Origin of the sequence: Salmonella bongori NCTC 12419 (genome assembly GCF_000252995.1) — a bacterium.
GTDB classification, from domain to species: Bacteria; Pseudomonadota; Gammaproteobacteria; order Enterobacterales; family Enterobacteriaceae; genus Salmonella; species Salmonella bongori.
In genome coordinates, this window is the sequence record NC_015761.1 from 2829872 (window position 1) to 2847490 (window position 17619).

16 protein-coding genes and 2 tRNA genes are annotated in these 17619 nt (G+C 51.1%); 10 read left to right on the forward strand and 8 right to left on the reverse strand.

The features are described from left to right. Positions 1–268 precede the first annotated feature (268 nt). A complete protein-coding gene (syd, locus tag SBG_RS13295) occupies positions 269–814 on the reverse strand; it encodes a SecY-interacting protein (RefSeq protein WP_000344034.1) in 546 nt (181 codons plus the stop codon). A gap of 68 nt (positions 815–882) precedes the next feature. On the opposite strand from syd, the gene queF reads away from it, so the two are divergent. From queF to xni, 5 genes are all read left to right on the forward strand, one after another. Further along, positions 883–1731 (forward strand): NADPH-dependent 7-cyano-7-deazaguanine reductase QueF, encoded by an 849-nt coding sequence (queF, locus tag SBG_RS13300; protein ID WP_000100476.1) that lies wholly within the window; start codon positions 883–885, stop codon positions 1729–1731. 113 nt (positions 1732–1844) lie between these two features. After that, positions 1845–3209 carry a nucleotide 5'-monophosphate nucleosidase PpnN gene (ppnN, locus tag SBG_RS13305; protein WP_000628010.1) on the forward strand — a complete coding sequence of 455 codons (1365 nt, stop codon included), beginning with the start codon at positions 1845–1847 and terminating at the stop codon, positions 3207–3209. A 564-nt stretch (positions 3210–3773) separates the two neighbouring features. Beyond that, entirely contained in the window at positions 3774–5063 is a 1290-nt protein-coding gene (gene sdaC / locus SBG_RS13310; RefSeq protein WP_000450464.1) for an HAAAP family serine/threonine permease SdaC, read from the forward strand. Between the two features lie 58 nt (positions 5064–5121). Continuing rightward, positions 5122–6489, forward strand: coding sequence for an L-serine ammonia-lyase II (sdaB, locus tag SBG_RS13315; RefSeq protein ID WP_000626390.1), 1368 nt, complete (start codon positions 5122–5124; stop codon positions 6487–6489). Positions 6490–6660: 171 nt separating this feature from the next. Further along, positions 6661–7416: a flap endonuclease Xni gene (gene xni, locus SBG_RS13320; protein WP_000718852.1), complete on the forward strand. Its 756-nt coding sequence runs from the start codon at positions 6661–6663 to the stop codon at positions 7414–7416. 109 nt (positions 7417–7525) lie between these two features. On the opposite strand, the gene rlmM is transcribed toward xni, so the two are convergent. From rlmM to SBG_RS13340, 4 genes are all read right to left on the reverse strand, one after another. Beyond that, positions 7526–8626: a 23S rRNA (cytidine(2498)-2'-O)-methyltransferase RlmM gene (rlmM, locus tag SBG_RS13325; RefSeq protein ID WP_001045540.1), complete on the reverse strand. Its 1101-nt coding sequence runs from the start codon at positions 8624–8626 to the stop codon at positions 7526–7528. Beyond that, a complete protein-coding gene (locus SBG_RS13330) occupies positions 8619–9014 on the reverse strand; it encodes a DUF423 domain-containing protein (protein WP_000203911.1) in 396 nt (131 codons plus the stop codon). Before SBG_RS13330 ends, rlmM begins: the two co-directional genes overlap by 8 nt. A gap of 18 nt (positions 9015–9032) precedes the next feature. Further along, the gene (gene gcvA, locus SBG_RS13335; protein ID WP_000044409.1) at positions 9033–9950 is read right to left on the reverse strand and encodes a glycine cleavage system transcriptional regulator GcvA; all 918 of its coding nucleotides are present in this window, start codon (positions 9948–9950) and stop codon (positions 9033–9035) included. Between the two features lie 347 nt (positions 9951–10297). Beyond that, positions 10298–10525, reverse strand: coding sequence for a YgdI/YgdR family lipoprotein (locus tag SBG_RS13340; protein WP_000750392.1), 228 nt, complete (start codon positions 10523–10525; stop codon positions 10298–10300). 192 nt (positions 10526–10717) lie between these two features. Here SBG_RS13340 and csdA point away from each other — a divergent pair, with 192 nt between their 5' ends. The 3 genes from csdA to rarD all read left to right on the forward strand — a co-directional run bounded on the left by csdA (position 10718) and on the right by rarD (position 13621). Then, positions 10718–11923 (forward strand): cysteine desulfurase CsdA, encoded by a 1206-nt coding sequence (gene csdA / locus SBG_RS13345; protein WP_000991070.1) that lies wholly within the window; start codon positions 10718–10720, stop codon positions 11921–11923. Next, a complete protein-coding gene (gene csdE, locus SBG_RS13350; RefSeq protein ID WP_000184349.1) occupies positions 11923–12366 on the forward strand; it encodes a cysteine desulfurase sulfur acceptor subunit CsdE in 444 nt (147 codons plus the stop codon). The genes csdA and csdE overlap by 1 nt, the downstream gene beginning before the upstream one ends. Positions 12367–12733: 367 nt before the next feature. Then, positions 12734–13621: an EamA family transporter RarD gene (gene rarD / locus SBG_RS13355; RefSeq protein ID WP_162007804.1), complete on the forward strand. Its 888-nt coding sequence runs from the start codon at positions 12734–12736 to the stop codon at positions 13619–13621. A gap of 50 nt (positions 13622–13671) precedes the next feature. Here the strand turns inward: rarD and tcdA are convergent, their stop codons facing one another. Further along, positions 13672–14478: a tRNA cyclic N6-threonylcarbamoyladenosine(37) synthase TcdA gene (gene tcdA, locus SBG_RS13360; RefSeq protein ID WP_000117753.1), complete on the reverse strand. Its 807-nt coding sequence runs from the start codon at positions 14476–14478 to the stop codon at positions 13672–13674. 110 nt (positions 14479–14588) lie between these two features. Beyond that, positions 14589–15686, reverse strand: a complete 1098-nt coding sequence (gene mltA / locus SBG_RS13365) for a murein transglycosylase A (RefSeq protein WP_000678624.1) — start codon at positions 15684–15686, stop codon at positions 14589–14591. Positions 15687–15893: 207 nt separating this feature from the next. Between mltA and SBG_RS13370 the strand changes: the two genes are divergently transcribed. Both SBG_RS13370 and SBG_RS13375 read left to right on the forward strand, forming a co-directional pair. Beyond that, positions 15894–15970, forward strand: a tRNA-Met gene (locus tag SBG_RS13370). A gap of 29 nt (positions 15971–15999) precedes the next feature. Continuing rightward, positions 16000–16076: transfer RNA gene (locus tag SBG_RS13375), tRNA-Met, on the forward strand. A gap of 111 nt (positions 16077–16187) precedes the next feature. Here SBG_RS13375 and amiC read toward each other — a convergent pair. Next, positions 16188–17441, reverse strand: coding sequence for an N-acetylmuramoyl-L-alanine amidase AmiC (gene amiC, locus SBG_RS13380; protein ID WP_000011918.1), 1254 nt, complete (start codon positions 17439–17441; stop codon positions 16188–16190). Positions 17442–17619 lie beyond the last annotated feature (178 nt).

The following is a 17619-nucleotide window of genomic DNA, read 5'->3' on the forward strand; positions in this document are numbered from 1 at the left end:
TGTGTCCTGCAGAAGCGCCATCATCCTGACGTTCGCTTCGTTGTGCGACTCCTTGTCGACGAAGATAGAATCGCCTGTTTCACCTTGTCTTACAAGACGCTTACAGACGATACCTTAAGTAAATTTTCATATGAAAGTAAGCGCCAAACTTTTAATAGATTGATTTATATAGGCTTATGTAAGGAAGGCGGGGCTAAGTATTCTCTGATATCCTGGCGATCTCCTACAGACCTTGTAAGAGATCTCTCACACCTGCCAGGGCAAACGATTACAGAAGAGGATTAAGTTGCGTAAGAAATTCCGCAAGCGTTGCGGCAAGGACGGTACGATTGCGGGTACCCAGCGTTTCTTTAATCACTTCACCAGACAGGTTACAGACCGAGATAACCTCGAGCTCATTTTCCTGCGTCGCAATAAAAAGCGTGGGAGAAAGCTTAAGCCGCTTTTGCGTAACCAGGTGACCAATCAGATTTTCCTGCACACGCCGAAAGTCATCCTGACTCCAGGTTTGCAGTAGCGTAAGCTTTTCATTCGCAAACTGCGCAGGCATATCGCCAGCGAACTGCGTGGTGTAAAACGCGTGGAGCGCAGGTTGTATCACAATATCAAAGGCACGTTCAACCGCGTTTACCGTTTCCTCGCCCTCAAAAGGCTGCGGTTGCCAATAAACGGCATCGCGGGTTGAAGAAATAATGCATGGAGAAGGTATGCCATACAATTCTTCGCTTAACGGCCAGCTACCGTGTTTTTCTTGCCACGCATCGCAGTAACGCGTCGTAAAGGCTTTCAGCGCCTGCACTGTCAGTTCGTCCACCAGTTTCTCTCTTCATAAAAGCCAGGATACACTTGGCGTATAGTGTATCTGGTTTATGACGGTGAAACATGTCTTCTTATGAAAACCATCAGGCGCTTGATGGCCTGACTCTCGGAAAATCAACGAATTACCGGGATAATTACGACGCCAGCCTGCTGCAGGGCGTGCCACGCAGTTTGAATCGCGACCCGCTCGGATTAAAAGCGGACAGTCTGCCGTTCCACGGTGCAGACATATGGACATTATATGAACTTTCCTGGCTTAACAGCCATGGGCTGCCTCAGGTCGCCGTTGGCCATGTCGAACTGGATTACACCAGCGTTAATTTAATTGAATCCAAAAGCTTTAAACTGTATCTGAACAGCCTTAACCAGACGCGCTTTGACACCTGGGAGACAGTGCGCCAGACGCTGGAGCGCGATCTGCGCGCCTGCGCGCAGGGCAACGTTAGCGTGAAGTTATACCGTCTTGATGAACTGGAAGGACAACCTGTCGCCCATTTCCAGGGCACCTGTATTGACAATCAGGATATCAGTATCGACAGCTACCAGTTTACTACTGACTATCTGCAACATGCGGCCAACGGCGAGGGGCGGGTAGAAGAGACGCTGGTCAGCCATCTGTTAAAATCCAACTGTCTGATCACCCACCAACCGGACTGGGGCTCGATACAAATTCAGTACCGCGGACGCAAAATCGACAGGGAAAAACTGCTGCGCTATCTGGTCTCCTTCCGTCATCATAATGAATTTCACGAGCAGTGCGTGGAACGCATTTTCAATGATATTCTGCGCTTCTGCCAGCCAGAAACCCTCAGCGTTTACGCGCGTTATACCCGCCGCGGCGGACTGGATATTAACCCGTGGCGCAGCAATACCGATTTTGTGCCCGCCACAGGCAGGCTGGCGCGTCAGTAATCTTTTTTGTCAATTTTGCGTACCGGATTGCGTATGTAAGGTTGTGAAAGGTCATAAGCCAGGGCTATTGTAATCAACAGGGAATGGCGTGTTGCGTCCCATAAGGAGTTTACTTGATTACACATATTAGCCCGCTTGGCTCAATGGATATGTTGTCGCAACTGGAAGTGGACATGCTGAAACGCACGGCCAGTAGCGACCTGTATCAACTGTTTCGTAACTGTTCACTTGCCGTACTTAACTCCGGCAGCCTGACCGACAACAGTAAAGAGCTGCTGTCTCGCTTTGAAAGTTTTGATATCAACGTACTGCGCCGCGAGCGCGGCGTGAAGCTGGAATTAATTAACCCACCTGAAGACGCCTTCGTTGACGGGCGGATCATCCGTGCGCTACAGGCTAACCTGTTCGCAGTGTTGCGGGACATTCTTTTTGTGAATGGGCAGATCCATAATGCCGGACGATTCCAGCATCTGGATCTGGAAAGCTCAGTACATATTACCAATCTGGTGTTTTCCATTTTGCGCAACGCCCGCGCATTGCACGTCGGCGAAGCGCCAAACATGGTGGTATGCTGGGGCGGTCACTCCATTAACGAAAATGAGTACCTTTACGCCCGTCGCGTCGGTACGCAATTGGGGTTGCGCGAGCTGAACATCTGCACAGGCTGCGGCCCGGGCGCGATGGAAGCGCCCATGAAGGGTGCGGCGGTTGGCCACGCACAGCAACGTTATAAAGACAGCCGTTTTATCGGCATGACTGAGCCTTCCATTATTGCGGCTGAGCCACCGAACCCGCTGGTGAACGAACTGATTATCATGCCGGATATCGAAAAACGCCTGGAAGCGTTCGTTCGTATCGCACACGGTATTATTATCTTCCCCGGCGGCGTAGGGACAGCGGAAGAACTGCTCTATTTGCTCGGCATTCTGATGAATCCGGCCAATAAGAATCAGGTGCTGCCGCTGATCCTGACCGGACCAAAAGAGAGCGCCGACTACTTCCGCGTGCTGGATGAGTTTATTACGCATACGCTGGGCGAAGCGGCCCGCCGTCACTACCGTATCATCATTGACGATGCGGCAGAGGTAGCGCGCCTGATGAAGAAAGCAATGCCGCTGGTGAAAGAGAATCGTCGCGATACTGGCGACGCCTATAGCTTTAACTGGTCGATTCGTATTTCACCGGATCTTCAGGTGCCGTTTGTACCGTCGCATGAAAACATGGCAAACCTGAAACTGTACCCGGATCAGCCGGTTGAGATTCTGGCGGCCGACCTGCGCCGCGCCTTCTCCGGTATCGTTGCGGGTAACGTGAAGGAAGTCGGGATACGCGCCATTGAAAAGTTTGGCCCGTATAAAATCCACGGCGATCGCGAGATGATGCGTCGCATGGACGATCTGCTACAGGGATTCGTCGCACAGCATCGTATGAAGTTACCGGGTTCCGCTTACATCCCCTGTTACGAGATCTGCGCTTAACGCTTATGCCCGGTTGCCGCCAGCAGCCGGGTGCTTCACAGATTCCTTTCATCCTGGTACGGCGCTCGTGGCAGCTATCTATTTTTTATGTTTGGCATCAGAGGCATAGCCAGCATCATTTTATTAATACCATTTATGGTTTACCATAAAAACATCACCAGGCAAACGTTTACATCGCTCCGTAGACCACAATTTATCGGGCTATACTCTTATTCATCATCATAATCCCCTAAAAACCTTGATTTTTATAGCGTAACCTCCGTATCTTGCGCCCCGATCTTTCCGGCCTTATATCGTTAATGGTAGCCTTCGCGCCCGGAAATTCGTTATGACGTTTTTTTAATAGATTAATGGTCCAAATTTATCCACATAAAAAGCCGATTATTGCATTTGAGATCGCGATCACTGATACATTCACCACTTAAATGTATCTTTCCGCCCGAAAATTATTACGGCGAAAAATTATATAAAAAGCGTCCCTAAGCAGATTTCATTTTACGATCAGGTCTTTTTTCATTGGATTAGACCAGCAACCTGATTTTTTGCATCCTCCAGGAGAAACAGATGGAAACCACTCAGACCAGCACTATTGCTTCGATTGACTCGCGAAGCGCATGGCGCAAGACGGACACCATGTGGATGCTGGGCCTATACGGCACGGCTATCGGCGCGGGCGTACTGTTCCTGCCAATCAACGCAGGCGTCGGCGGAATGATTCCGCTCATTATTATGGCGATTCTTGCTTTCCCGATGACCTTTTTCGCACACCGTGGTTTGACCCGCTTCGTGCTGTCCGGTAAAAATCCGGGCGAAGACATCACTGAAGTCGTTGAGGAACACTTCGGTATCGGCGCAGGTAAGCTGATTACTCTGCTCTACTTCTTCGCTATTTATCCCATTCTGCTGGTATACAGTGTCGCCATCACTAATACCGTGGAAAGCTTCCTGACTCACCAGTTAGCGATCAATCCACCGCCGCGTGCGATTCTGTCCCTGATTCTGATTGTCGGCATGATGACCATCGTGCGTTTCGGCGAGCAGATGATTGTGAAAGCGATGAGTATTCTGGTATTTCCGTTCGTCGCCGCTCTGATGCTGCTGGCTTTGTACCTGATCCCTCAGTGGAATGGCGCAGCGCTGGAAACTCTGTCTTTTGATTCGGCGGCTTCTACCGGTAACGGGCTGTGGATGACCCTGTGGCTGGCGATTCCGGTAATGGTGTTTTCCTTCAACCACTCGCCGATCATTTCTTCTTTCGCCGTTGCGAAACGTGAAGAATACGGTCAAGGCGCCGAGAAAAAATGTTCTAAAATTCTGGCCTTCGCCCACATCATGATGGTGCTGACTGTGATGTTCTTCGTCTTCAGTTGCGTCCTGAGCCTGACACCGGCAGATCTGGCGGCGGCCAAAGAGCAGAACATCTCTATTCTGTCTTACCTGGCGAACCACTTTAATGCGCCGATCATCGCCTGGATGGCACCGATTATTGCGATGATCGCAATTACCAAATCCTTCCTCGGTCACTACCTGGGCGCGCGTGAAGGCTTTAACGGAATGGTGATTAAATCGCTGCGTGGTAAAGGTAAATCCATCGAAATCAATAAACTGAACAAAATTACCGCGTTGTTCATGCTGGTTACCACGTGGATTGTGGCGACGCTGAACCCCAGCATTCTGGGGATGATTGAGACCCTGGGCGGTCCGATTATCGCGATGATCCTGTTCCTGATGCCGATGTATGCTATTCAGAAAGTACCGGCGATGCGTAAGTACAGCGGTCATATCAGCAACGTTTTCGTTGTGGTGATGGGTCTGATTGCTATCTCCGCTATCTTCTACTCCCTGTTCAGCTAAGTTCTTTAGCGCCGCTTATCGCGGCGCTTCTCTATGATACAACCGCAATGGATGCCCTATGATTAGCGTATTCGATATTTTCAAAATCGGCATTGGTCCTTCCAGCTCACATACCGTCGGACCAATGAAAGCCGGCAAGCAGTTCACGGATGATCTGATTGCCCGCCATATTCTCACCGATGTCACCCGCGTCGTGGTAGATGTCTATGGTTCTCTGTCACTGACAGGTAAAGGCCATCATACCGATATCGCCATTATTATGGGCCTGGCGGGGAATCTGCCGGACACCGTCGATATCGACGCCATTCCTTCCTTTATCCAGGATGTAAACACCCATGGGCGTTTACTGCTGGCCAATGGACAGCATGAAGTCGAATTTCCGGTCGATAAATGCATGAATTTCCATACCGACAATCTGTCTCTGCATGAGAACGGAATGCGCATTACGGCGCTGGCGGGCGATAAGGTTCTTTACAGCCAAACCTACTACTCCATTGGCGGCGGCTTTATCGTCGATGAAGAACACTTTGGTTTGCCAAATAGCGAACCCGTTAACGTACCGTATCCTTACAAAACCGCTGCGGATTTACAGCGCCACTGTCAGGAAACGGGCCTGTCGCTCTCCGGTCTGATGATGCAAAATGAACTGGCGTTGCACAGCAAAGAGGAGCTGGAGCAGCACTTCGCCAAAGTCTGGGAGGTGATGCGTAGCGGTATTGAACGCGGCATCACTACGGAGGGCGTATTACCGGGTAAACTGCGCGTTCCGCGTCGCGCGGCAGCACTGCGTCGAATGCTGGTCAGCCAGGATAAGACCACTACCGATCCGATGGCGGTCGTTGACTGGATCAATATGTTCGCGCTGGCGGTGAATGAAGAGAATGCCGCAGGCGGACGCGTGGTCACTGCGCCAACTAACGGCGCATGCGGTATTGTTCCGGCGGTGCTGGCGTACTACGACAAGTTTATCCGCGAAGTAAATGCTAACTCACTGGCGCGCTACATGCTGGTGGCGAGCGCGATTGGCTCTCTGTACAAGATGAATGCCTCTATTTCTGGCGCCGAAGTGGGTTGTCAGGGAGAGGTCGGCGTCGCCTGTTCAATGGCGGCGGCGGGTCTGGCCGAACTACTGGGCGGCAGCCCGGCACAGGTATGCATCGCCGCAGAAATCGCCATGGAGCATAACCTCGGCCTGACCTGCGATCCGGTTGCCGGCCAGGTACAGGTCCCTTGTATTGAGCGTAACGCCATTGCCTCGGTCAAAGCGGTCAACGCTGCGCGTATGGCGCTGCGCCGTACCAGCGAGCCGCGAGTGTGCCTCGATAAAGTGATTGAGACTATGTACGAAACGGGTAAAGATATGAATGCCAAGTATCGTGAAACCTCACGCGGCGGTCTGGCGATGAAGATTGTTACCTGCGATTAATCGCTTCTCATTGCCCGGTAGCGCCAACGCTTACCGGGCCTACAGTACGGTTGTCATTCGTAGACCAGATAAGCATCAACGCGGCGCCATCCGGCAAAACGTTGATACCTGACATTAGCCTCGCTTCTTCGCCAGTGTTACCCTACAGTCAGGTTTGTAAGGGAGAACACCGTGGCAGCTCATTTGCTTATTGTCGACGCGTTAAATTTGATTCGCCGTATTCACGCCGTTCAGGGGTCGCCCTGCGTGGAAGCCTGCCAATACGCGCTTGAACAATTGATTATCCACTGTCAGCCAACCCATGCCGTAGCGGTATTTGATGACGACGCGCGCAGCAGCGGCTGGCGCCATCAGCGTTTGCCGGACTACAAAGCAGGACGCCCACCGATGCCTGACGATCTGCATAATGAAATGCCTGTCCTGCGCGCCGGATTTGAGCAACGCGGCGTGCGCTGTTGGGCATCAGACGGTAATGAAGCAGATGATCTGGCGGCGACGCTGGCGGTAAAAGTCACCGAAGCCGGGCACCAGGCTACCATCGTCTCAACTGATAAAGGTTACTGCCAGCTGCTTTCTCCGACGCTTCGCATTCGAGACTATTTCCAGAAACGATGGCTGGACGCGCCGTTTATTGAAAAAGAGTTTGGCGTTCTTCCCCGGCAGTTACCGGATTACTGGGGCCTGGCAGGGATCAGTAGTTCGAAAATTCCTGGCGTCGCCGGTATTGGTCCCAAAAGCGCGACCCAGTTATTGGTTCAGTTTCAGAACCTGGAGGGAATTTACGCCCGTCTGGATGAAGTGCCAGAAAAGTGGCGTAAGAAACTTGAAACCCATAAAGAGATGGCATATCTCTGCCGTGATATCGCACGCCTGCAAACCGATTTACATATTGACGGGAACTTTCAGCAACTGCGGCTCGTGCGGTAGTTTTGTTGCCAGAGGGCGGTGCGAACGCCTTATTGGGCCGACAGAACGGCACGACGTGTAGGCCGGATAAGCATCGCGCCATCCGGCACTGATTAAGGCCCAATACGTTTTAACGCTCGTCGCGACGGCCACCAACGGCCGCCCACAAGCGACGCACGTGTACCGTTACCTCTTCACGATCGTGATACAGCTGGCGCGCCTGAATTTGCGCATTCACGCCATGCTCATCCAGCTGCGCCTGGAGATACGCCAGATTATGCGACACCTCTTCATAGCGTTTTTTCATCGGCAATTTAAGGTTAAAAATCGTCTCCCGACACCAGCCGTTTACCAGCCACTGCGCCATTAACGCGGTGACTTTAGCCGGCTTCTCCACCATATCGCAGACCATCCACGAAATATTATTCCGGTTCGGACGGTACCTGAAGCCATCCTCACGCAACCAGGTCACCTGCCCGGTGTCCATCAGGCTTTGCGCCATCGGGCCGTTATCAACGGAGTAGACCCACATGTTGCGTTTCACTAACTGGTAAGTCCAGCCACCGGGACAAGCGCCCAAATCCACCGCATACATGCCGTTCGCCAGACGTTCATCCCACTCATCTGCCGGGATAAAAACATGGAACGCCTCTTCCAGTTTCAGCGTTGAACGGCTCGGTGCATCGGACGGAAATTTCAAGCGGGGAATGCCCATATAAAACGGTGAATTGTTATGCGCGAACGAATAACCGGTATAGCAGCATCCAGGCGCGATAAAAAAGACGTGGACTACCGGGCGCTTAGGCGTTTCATAGCTCGTTAATATCCCCGCCTCACGTAGCGCCGCGCGCAGCGGCACTGTGAATTTGCGGCAGAACTTCATGAGTTCTTTGCTTTCATTGGTGTCAGCGACTTCAACCCGCAGATCGCCCCCCTTTTCCACTACGCCCTGCAACAAACCGACGATCGGCGTAATCCTGTCTTCCGGCGGCAAATGTTGAAGCAGTTCGCCAACCACAAACCACTGGCGAGCGAAAATCAACGAACTGAATGGCAGTTCAGAAATCAGCTTTTCGCCATCTTCCGGCTGGTAACATTCATAAATAACGTAGCCCGCATTTTCTTTTACACGCGCAAAACCAAATATCTCCCGTCGCCCCGCTTTGTCGGTAATTTCTGCGGCACACTCTTTTTCAAACCCCGGACGGCAGAGCAAGACAACTTTATTCATGACTGGCGCCCTTACGTTTCATTCGAATAGCGCCAATCAGCAATAGCACCCAGCCCACCAGGAAACTGACGCCGCCGACAGGCGTGATATACGCCCACAGGCGCAAATGCGACAGCGCAAGGCAGTACAGGCTGCCGCTAAACAGCACGGTACCCAACGCCAGAAAAACGCTGCTCCAGTAAAACCAGATGCTGATACGTCGCTGCATCGCCACCGCCAGACCAAATATCGCCAGCGTATGGAACGCCTGATATTGCAAGCCGGTCTGAATCCAGCCCATTTCAACCACGCCAAGGCTTTTACTCAAAACATGCGCCCCAAACGCACCCAGAGCAACGTAAATAAAACCGCTGATAGCGGCGACAATCAGCATAAAACGGCTGGTCATGGTCATACCCTAAGTTAATTATTGTTCGTAACGAAAACGGAATTTTTCTTGCTCCGTCGCCGCCTTCGCCAAAATCCACTGACGGAAGGCGGCTATTTTACCCAGTTCTGCCTGACTGTCATGACAAACCAGATAAAAAGCATTCTTACTCACCAGCACATCGTTAAATGGACACACCAGCCGTCCGGCTTCAATTTCAGACTGCGCCATCACATTATTCGCCAGCGCGATCCCCTGGCCGTGAATAGCCGCCTGTAGCACCATCGCGCTATGGCTAAATATCGGTCCTTGCTGAACATTAATATGGTTGAGTCCCAACTGACGCGTATAGGCCTGCCAGTCACGCCGGGACGCATCATGCAATAGCGTATGCTTTGCCAGGTCTTCCGGCGTCTTTAACGGTTTCTCGCCTGTGAGTAATAAAGGAGAACAGACGGGCAGTAAATATTCTGCGTATAATTTTTCGACGCGCAAGCCCGGCCAGTTTCCACGACCATAAAAAATCGCGACATCGACATCGTCAGCCAGTTTATCCTCCTGACGGTCAACGGCTTGTATCCTGACATCAATTCCCGGATAAGCTGAGTTAAAGCTAGAGAGTCTGGGCACCAGCCACTGAATCGCAAAACTGGGCGGTAAACTCACCGTTAGCGCCCCTTTGGCGCTACGCGCCTGGAGCTTACGCGTCGCTTCAGTAAGCTGGGAAAATATCTCTTTAATGTCGAGGAAATAGCTCTGGCCTTCTTCCGTTAACAACAGCGAACGATTGCGGCGACGAAACAGTTTTAGCCCCAAAAAATCCTCAAGTGACTTGATCTGGTGGCTTACTGCGGCCTGCGTCACAAAAAGTTCTTCCGCTGCGCGCGTAAAACTCAAATGGCGTGCGGCAGCATCGAAAACGCGCAGCGCATTTAAAGGAGGTAATCGTTTTGACATGGCCTCAGGACTTTAATGTCGAATGAATTTAACAATTAGGCAACACCATGTAACCTATTAGTTTTTTTAATCTGAGACATTATAAATTGTCCGTTGAGGTTCTACCAGCAAATACCTATAGTGGCGGCACTTCCTGAGCCGGAACGAAAAGTTTTGTCGGAATGCGTGTTCTGATGGGCTTTTGGCTTACGGTTGTGATGTTGTGTTGTTGTGTTTGCAATTGGTCTGCGATTCAGACCACGGTAGCGAAGCTACCCTTTTTCACTTCCTGTACATTTACCCTGTCTGTCCATAGTGATTAATGTAGCACCGCCATATTGCGGTGCTTTTTTTTGCATAACAAACGGTTAGTCTTCCAGAGCCACCATCTCTTTCACATCAGTACGATTGATCTGCTGTTTGTTGCCATTAGCGTCTTTATACGAAATCATACCGGTATCATTATCGGTCTGGGGTTTACCGTCGGTCACAATGCTACGTCCGTCATTGGTGTGCATCACGTAATTAGGACCGGAACAGGCGCTCAGGGCAAAAGTCAGCATACATGCAGAGATAATTGCGGCAGTCTTTTTCATCTTCTTCTCCTTAAAGCTGTTTGTGCTATTTAAAGCGGACTCCGTAACAGGCTTAAACATTCGCCTAACATTATTCAGCATAACCTCCTTTACATAATTCGCCAGGATATACAGACGATTCCGATGGTTAGGACAAACCTTGTATCAGCCACGCTTTTACGCCACGATCGGTTAACTAAACCGAGGAATAACATGAACGCTTTTAATCCTACACAGTTTCGCGCGCAGTTCCCCGCGTTAACCGATGCGGGTGCTTATCTCGATAGCGCCGCCACGGCATTAAAACCGCAGGCGGTGATTGACGCCACGCACCAGTTTTATAGTTTGAGCGCCGGTAACGTTCATCGCAGCCAGTTTGCACAGGCGCAGCGCCTGACAGCGCAATATGAAGCCGCCAGAGAAAAAGCAGCGCGACTGTTAAACGCGCCCGATGAAAAAAGTATCGTCTGGACACGCGGCACCACCGAAGCGATCAACATGGTGGCGCAATGTTACGCCCGTCCTCGTCTGTGCCCCGGCGATGAAATTATCGTTAGTGTCGCCGAGCATCACGCCAACCTTGTGCCCTGGCTGATGGTGGCGCAACAAACCGGCGCGCAGGTCATAAAACTGCCGCTTAATGACCTGCGTCTTCCTGATGTTGAGCGTCTGCCGGAACTGATCACGTCGCGCAGTCGGATTCTGGCGCTGGGGCAGATGTCGAACGTAACGGGCGGTTGTCCGGATATCGCTCGCGCTATCAGCGTCGCTCATACGGCGGGAATGGTGGTGATGGTGGATGGCGCACAGGGCGCAGTACACTTTCCGGCGGATGTTCAGCAGTTAGATATTGATTTTTATGCTTTCTCCGGCCACAAACTGTATGGCCCGACCGGTATCGGCGTATTATACGGTAAGCCCGAGCTCCTTGAGGCCATGTCGCCCTGGCTTGGCGGCGGCAAGATGATCCGTGACGTCAGCTTTGATGGTTTCACCACCCAAAGCGCCCCCTGGAAGCTGGAAGCGGGAACACCTAACGTCGCCGGCGTCATTGGCCTGAGCGCCGCGCTGGAGTGGTTGTCCGACGTCGATATTGAACAGGCTGAAAACTGGAGCCGGGGCCTGGCGACACTGGCAGAAGTTGCATTGGCGAAACGGCCAGGCTTTCGTTCGTTTCGCTGCCAGGACTCCAGCCTGCTGGCTTTCGAGTTTGTCGACATACACCACAGTGATATGGTCACGCTGCTGGCGGAATCCGGTATCGCGCTCCGGGCCGGGCAACATTGTGCTCAGCCATTACTGGCGGAACTTGGCGTAACGGGTATTTTACGCGCCTCCTTTGCGCCGTATAATAGTCAAAATGATGTCGATGCGTTGGTTAATGCCGTTGACCGTGCGCTGGAACTGCTGGTGGATTAATGACAAACCCTGTTTATGCCGGGCATCCGTTCGGCACAACGATAACGGAAGAGACGTTACGCGCTATTTTTCTCCCGCTGACACAGTGGGAAGATAAGTATCGTCAGCTGATTCTGTTAGGAAAACAACTTCCCGCGCTGTCGGACGAACTCAAAGCGCAGGCGAAAGAGATAGCCGGCTGCGAGAACCGCGTCTGGCTGGGCTTTACCCGGTCAGCCAACGGAACAATGCACTTTTTCGGCGATAGCGAGGGGCGCATTGTTCGTGGTCTGTTGGCCGTATTGCTCACCGCGGTGGACGGGAAAAGCGCCAGCGAATTGCAGGCGCGCTCACCGCTGGTGTTGTTTGATGAGCTGGGCTTACGCACCCAACTTAGCGCTTCGCGCAGTCAGGGGCTAAACGCGCTGAACGAAGCGATCGTTGCCGCGGCGCGTGAGCACTGAAATAACGTTATCATATCGAAATATTCTGTTGCCTGGCAGCGCGTCCGACGCTGTCAAAGGATATCCATCTTGTTTCACATTATAGGTGTATTGGTAGCAATACAGATTATTTAGCATATATCCAGATAAAATAATCCAGTCACTTTATTACTTGCCTGTGCCAGATTTCCCTGATAACGCTTCTTTTGATATTTATCAGCTATCAGCATGAAATAACAGTGTTAGACTTCATGTTAAAACGGCGTGAAATCTTACAGTAAATAAAACCAGCCGATTTAGCGTATCAGGAGGATCAGAAAACTCATACGCATCGGGTGGTGTTATAACAGGATAGAGATAAGTGGAAAAATATCTGCGTAACGGCCCCATATTTGTTGTGCTGGCATTTATATTATGGGGGTTAACACCTTTATATTACCAGTATTTATCAGGAGGTAATCTTGCACAAATATTGATATACCGGGTTTTCTGGTCGATTCCATTATTACTGATAGTACGATTATTATTTCGTCACCGAACGCGGTTTAATGAGGTCTGGAAAGATAAAAAATCCTTTTTCTTCTGCATGATCGCCGGACTCTTGATGATCGTCTCATGGTCATCCTTTATTTATGCGCTCACCCATCATTTGGTACTTGATGCCAGTCTCGGCTATTTTATAAATCCGCTATTTGTTATTGCACTGGGATGCATTTTTCTTAAAGAAAAACTATCCTTATTTCAAGCCATCGCGGTTTTTTCCGGCATCTGCGGACTGACCTTTCAAATTATCATGCTACGGCATTTTCCGGCACTGGCGCTAACCATGGGACTCTCGTTTGCGCTATACGGCCTGGCGCGAAAGTTTATACATTATGACGTCATGACATCGATAACGATAGAAACGTTGTGGGCGTTGCCTGTCTCACTATTGATTTTTATTTTTAGTGATTCCGGACCGATGATATCTTCCGATACGCCCTTCTTTTTATATATTATGACGGCACCGGTGACAATTATTCCGCTGGTATTATTTGCCATCGCACTAAATCACACTTCGCTGATTGTGACCGGGCTTGCTCAATATATAGAGCCGTCTTTACAGTTTTTACTTGCCATCATGATCTTTGGCGAACACATTAATTATGCGGAATTATTGTGCTTTTCTGCGGTATGGTTCGGATTATTTCTCTGCATATCTGAAAATTTATATTCTCATTATCTCCGGTCCCGACTAAAACCCGTGTTCAGCAGGGTACAGCGATTCTTCCACTAATAAAGAGGGGGCCGGTAAAACGTATCTGCGTAGCGCTCCGCCCCGTCCTTTTACCCCTGACGCGCCGCTTTGGCCATGAGCTTCTTCAGCACGTGAGAAACGGCGACAAAACCAAAGGTTGCTGTCACCATCGTCGCGGCACCGAAGCCGGAGGCGCAATCCATCCGTTTTGGCCCTTCTGCGGTGGCTTTCATCGCGCATACAGAGCCGTCCGATTGCGGATAGACCAGCGCTTCGGTTGAAAAAACGCAGTCTACGCCCAGCTTACCTTTGCTGTTCTTAACAACGCCAAAATCGTGCTTCAATCGTTCACGTAGTTTTGCCGCCAATGGGTCCTGAATCGTTTTTGCTAAATCAGCAACCTGAATTTGCGTCGGATCGATCTGCCCGCCTGCACCGCCTGTGGTCACTAAGGGAATTTTATACCGGCGACAGTATGCTATCAGCGCGGCTTTCGGACGAACACTATCAATAGCGTCAATAACATAGGTAAAACCCGCGCTCAAAGTGTCCGCAACATTCTCCGGCGTAATAAAATCATCAATGACCGTTACCCGGCATTCCGGATTGATTTGTCGAATCCGTTCGGCCATCACCTCCGCTTTCGCCAGCCCGACATTATCACGCAGCGCATGAATCTGCCGGTTCGTATTCGTCACGCAGACATCGTCCATATCAATCAGCGTAATAGCGCCGATACCTGTACGCGCCAGCGCTTCTGCCGCCCATGAACCAACCCCCCCGATTCCCACAACGCAGATATGCGCATCGGCAAACCATTGCAACGCTTTTTCACCGTACAGACGCGCGGTGCCGCCAAATCGTTGGCGCCAGGCGTCACTTATCACCACAGACATATGACCTCAGAATTAAAAAAGGTGAGGTTATTCCTCACCCCTGCTCACTATTTTTCAGGCCCGATAACGCTCATGTTAGCGGGCACTCCGGCTATAGCAGAATACCACACTCAGCCGCTAAACACGTTACCGGCGCCCGGCGCGGTTTTTAACACCCAGACGCGGCCATAGTGATTATACCATCCCGCGCGATGTCCAGCGTCCGGGCCAATTCCCTGGTAAATATCAAAGTGTTGGCCTTTAATCGCCCCGCCAACATCCAGTGCGACCATCAAACGTAGCTCATATTGGCCATTAAATTTACCGTTATTATCCAGCAATGGCACCTCTGCCAGCAAAGTGGTGCCAGACGGAATAATACTGCGGTCAGAAGCGACGGAAGCACGGCCAATCAGTGGAACAGCGCTGGCACCCTTCACTGGCGCAAAAGATTGCGGTTTAAAGAACACGAATGACGGATTTTGTTCCAGCAATTCACGGACCTCCGCCTCGCTGTGCTTTTCACCCCACTCGCGTATAGCCTGCATCGACATATCTTCTTTTTTTACTTCCCCGCGATCGATGAGTACTTTACCAATACTGCGGTAAGGCCAGCCGTTCTTGCCAGCGTAGCTAAAGAAATTCAGTGGGCTCCCGTCGCCAAAATCGATATAGCCGCTGCCCTGGACATCCATAATAAAGTTATCCATCAACGAATTGCTGTAAGCCAGGATGTACTTATCGCTTAGCGCGCCCGCGTAAATTTGGGCGCGGGACGGTAAACGTCCACGCTTTGGCGGCATACGGTAGATAGGATATTGAAACGCCCCCTGTCGCGTATGGCGGGCCTGAACCACAGGCGTATAGTAGCCCGTGAACTGGACGTTACCGTAGTTATCGGTTCCTTCCATCTGCCAGGCATCAATGCCGAACTGGCGCATAGTGCGCGTATCGCCTCCGGAACGTAACCAGTTCTGAACGGCGTTGTAGACGTTGCTTTGATTGGTATATAAACGCGGCGATGCGGTACGGATCTGGTCGACCTGCTCGGCAAAGTCACCGGCATTAATCGGCGCGCCCACCGCGTCCGGCTGGTTTACCAGGGAGAAGGGCTGGGTAAATTTCCCGTCCTTATATTGCTGACCGCGATCGGTCGGTTTTGATGAACAGGCAGCCAGCATTGCCAGCATGACGCCTGTCGCCACATATTTTGCCCAACGTCCTTTCATGATGTCTCGTCTTTTGCATAATCGTAAGTGCCCGGTGAAGATAACAAACCGTTCGGGGTAATGAAATGCGATCGCAATCTCATTATGTAAATTCGTTTAAAAACCGTGCTATCTGCGGCGTATTTACGCAATTCATCAGAAATTAGCGATTTATATGAAAAAAGGGTTGCAACAAAAGCTCAGCGGAGTATAGTGCGCATCCACGGACGCGGGGTGGAGCAGCCTGGTAGCTCGTCGGGCTCATAACCCGAAGGTCGTCGGTTCAAATCCGGCCCCCGCAACCAATTACAATGAAAATGAAAGTTTAGACGGACGCGGGGTGGAGCAGCCTGGTAGCTCGTCGGGCTCATAACCCGAAGGTCGTCGGTTCAAATCCGGCCCCCGCAACCAACTTAATGAACACCCTTACGGGTGTTTTTTTGTTTCTGCCATCCAGCACTACATCGACAGTACGGGCAGCATCCTGCTTACCCGCGTAATACACTCGCCGTCATCCCATGTTTAACTTCTTCTCGCCAGGGTCGCCCCATCGGCAAAATACGCTTTAATACCCGCCAGAATTGACTCTGCGACTTCCTGCTGGAACGTAGCGGTCTTCAGCTTGCGTTCTTCTTCGATATTACTGATAAATGCCGTCTCAACCAGAATAGAGGGAATATCAGGCGCTTTTAACACTGCGAACCCTGCCTGCTCTACCTTATTTTTATGCAGGTCATTAATTTTCCCCAGTTGCTTCAAAACGGCTTTACCAAATTTCAGACTATCGGCGATGGTTAGCGATTGCACCATATCGAACATGGTATGATCGACATAACGATCGCCGCTTTTGCTCACACCGCCAATCAAGTCAGAGGCGTTCTGCGTTTGCGCCAGGTATTTCGCCGCAGTACTGGTGGCGCCCTTGGTCGATAGCGCGAATACGGATGAACCGCTGGGCTGCCGGCTGGTGAAGGCATCCGCATGAATTGAAACAAACAGGTCTGCACGTTGTTTCTGTGCTTTCGCGACGCGAACCTTGAGTGGAATGAAGATATCCTCATTGCGCGTCATATAGACCTTCATGTTCCCTTCTTTTTCAATCAGCGCGCGTAGACGGCGGGCAATTTGCAGCACTACGTCTTTTTCACGTGTTTTGTATTTACCTATCGCGCCCGGATCTTCGCCGCCATGTCCCGGATCAAGCATGATAACAATGGGGCGATCGCGTCCTGCTTTACCGGGTTGCGGCCCGCTTTGTGAAGGCGGCACCTGCTTATCCAGATCGCCCTTATTATAATCTTCCAGCAGCGCCAGCAACGGATCCTGCATATCCTGCGCATTGGCAGGATAAAGATCCATCACCAGACGTTCTTTAAAACCTGCCACCGGTGCCAGGGCAAATAGCTGCGGCTTCACGTTTTGCTTTAGCTCGAAAACCATACGCACCGTCTTAGGATCAAACTGCCCTACCCTTGCGGATTTGATATAGGGATCATCGCTGCGAATCTGCGCGCCTATGCCTTTAAGCACTGAATTCAGATTCACATCCTCAATATCCACAACCACGCGGTCCGGGTTACTTAAGGCAAACTGTTTATATTTCAGCAGACGATTTGACTCTACCGTGACGCGGGTATAACTGGATGCAGGCCAGATACGCACCGCAACGACCTGGCTTACGGCTGCCAGCCCGACCTGGCTTACGCTCAATAGCCACATGGCGCCCGCGCCTTGTAGTAAACGGCGACGGCTGATTGCTGAATTGGCTCCCGACATGCTTCTCCTGAGCAAAAACTAAATAGAGGTCATACAATGTTCATCCAAATTGACCAGAAACTTTAACGAATGACGCATAATCTGTCATCAATAAAAGGGTAAACATTCTTTTTATATTCACGGCATTACTAAGGAAAGCGATCGGGCCGCATAAAATTTACGCTTGCACACAGCGCCA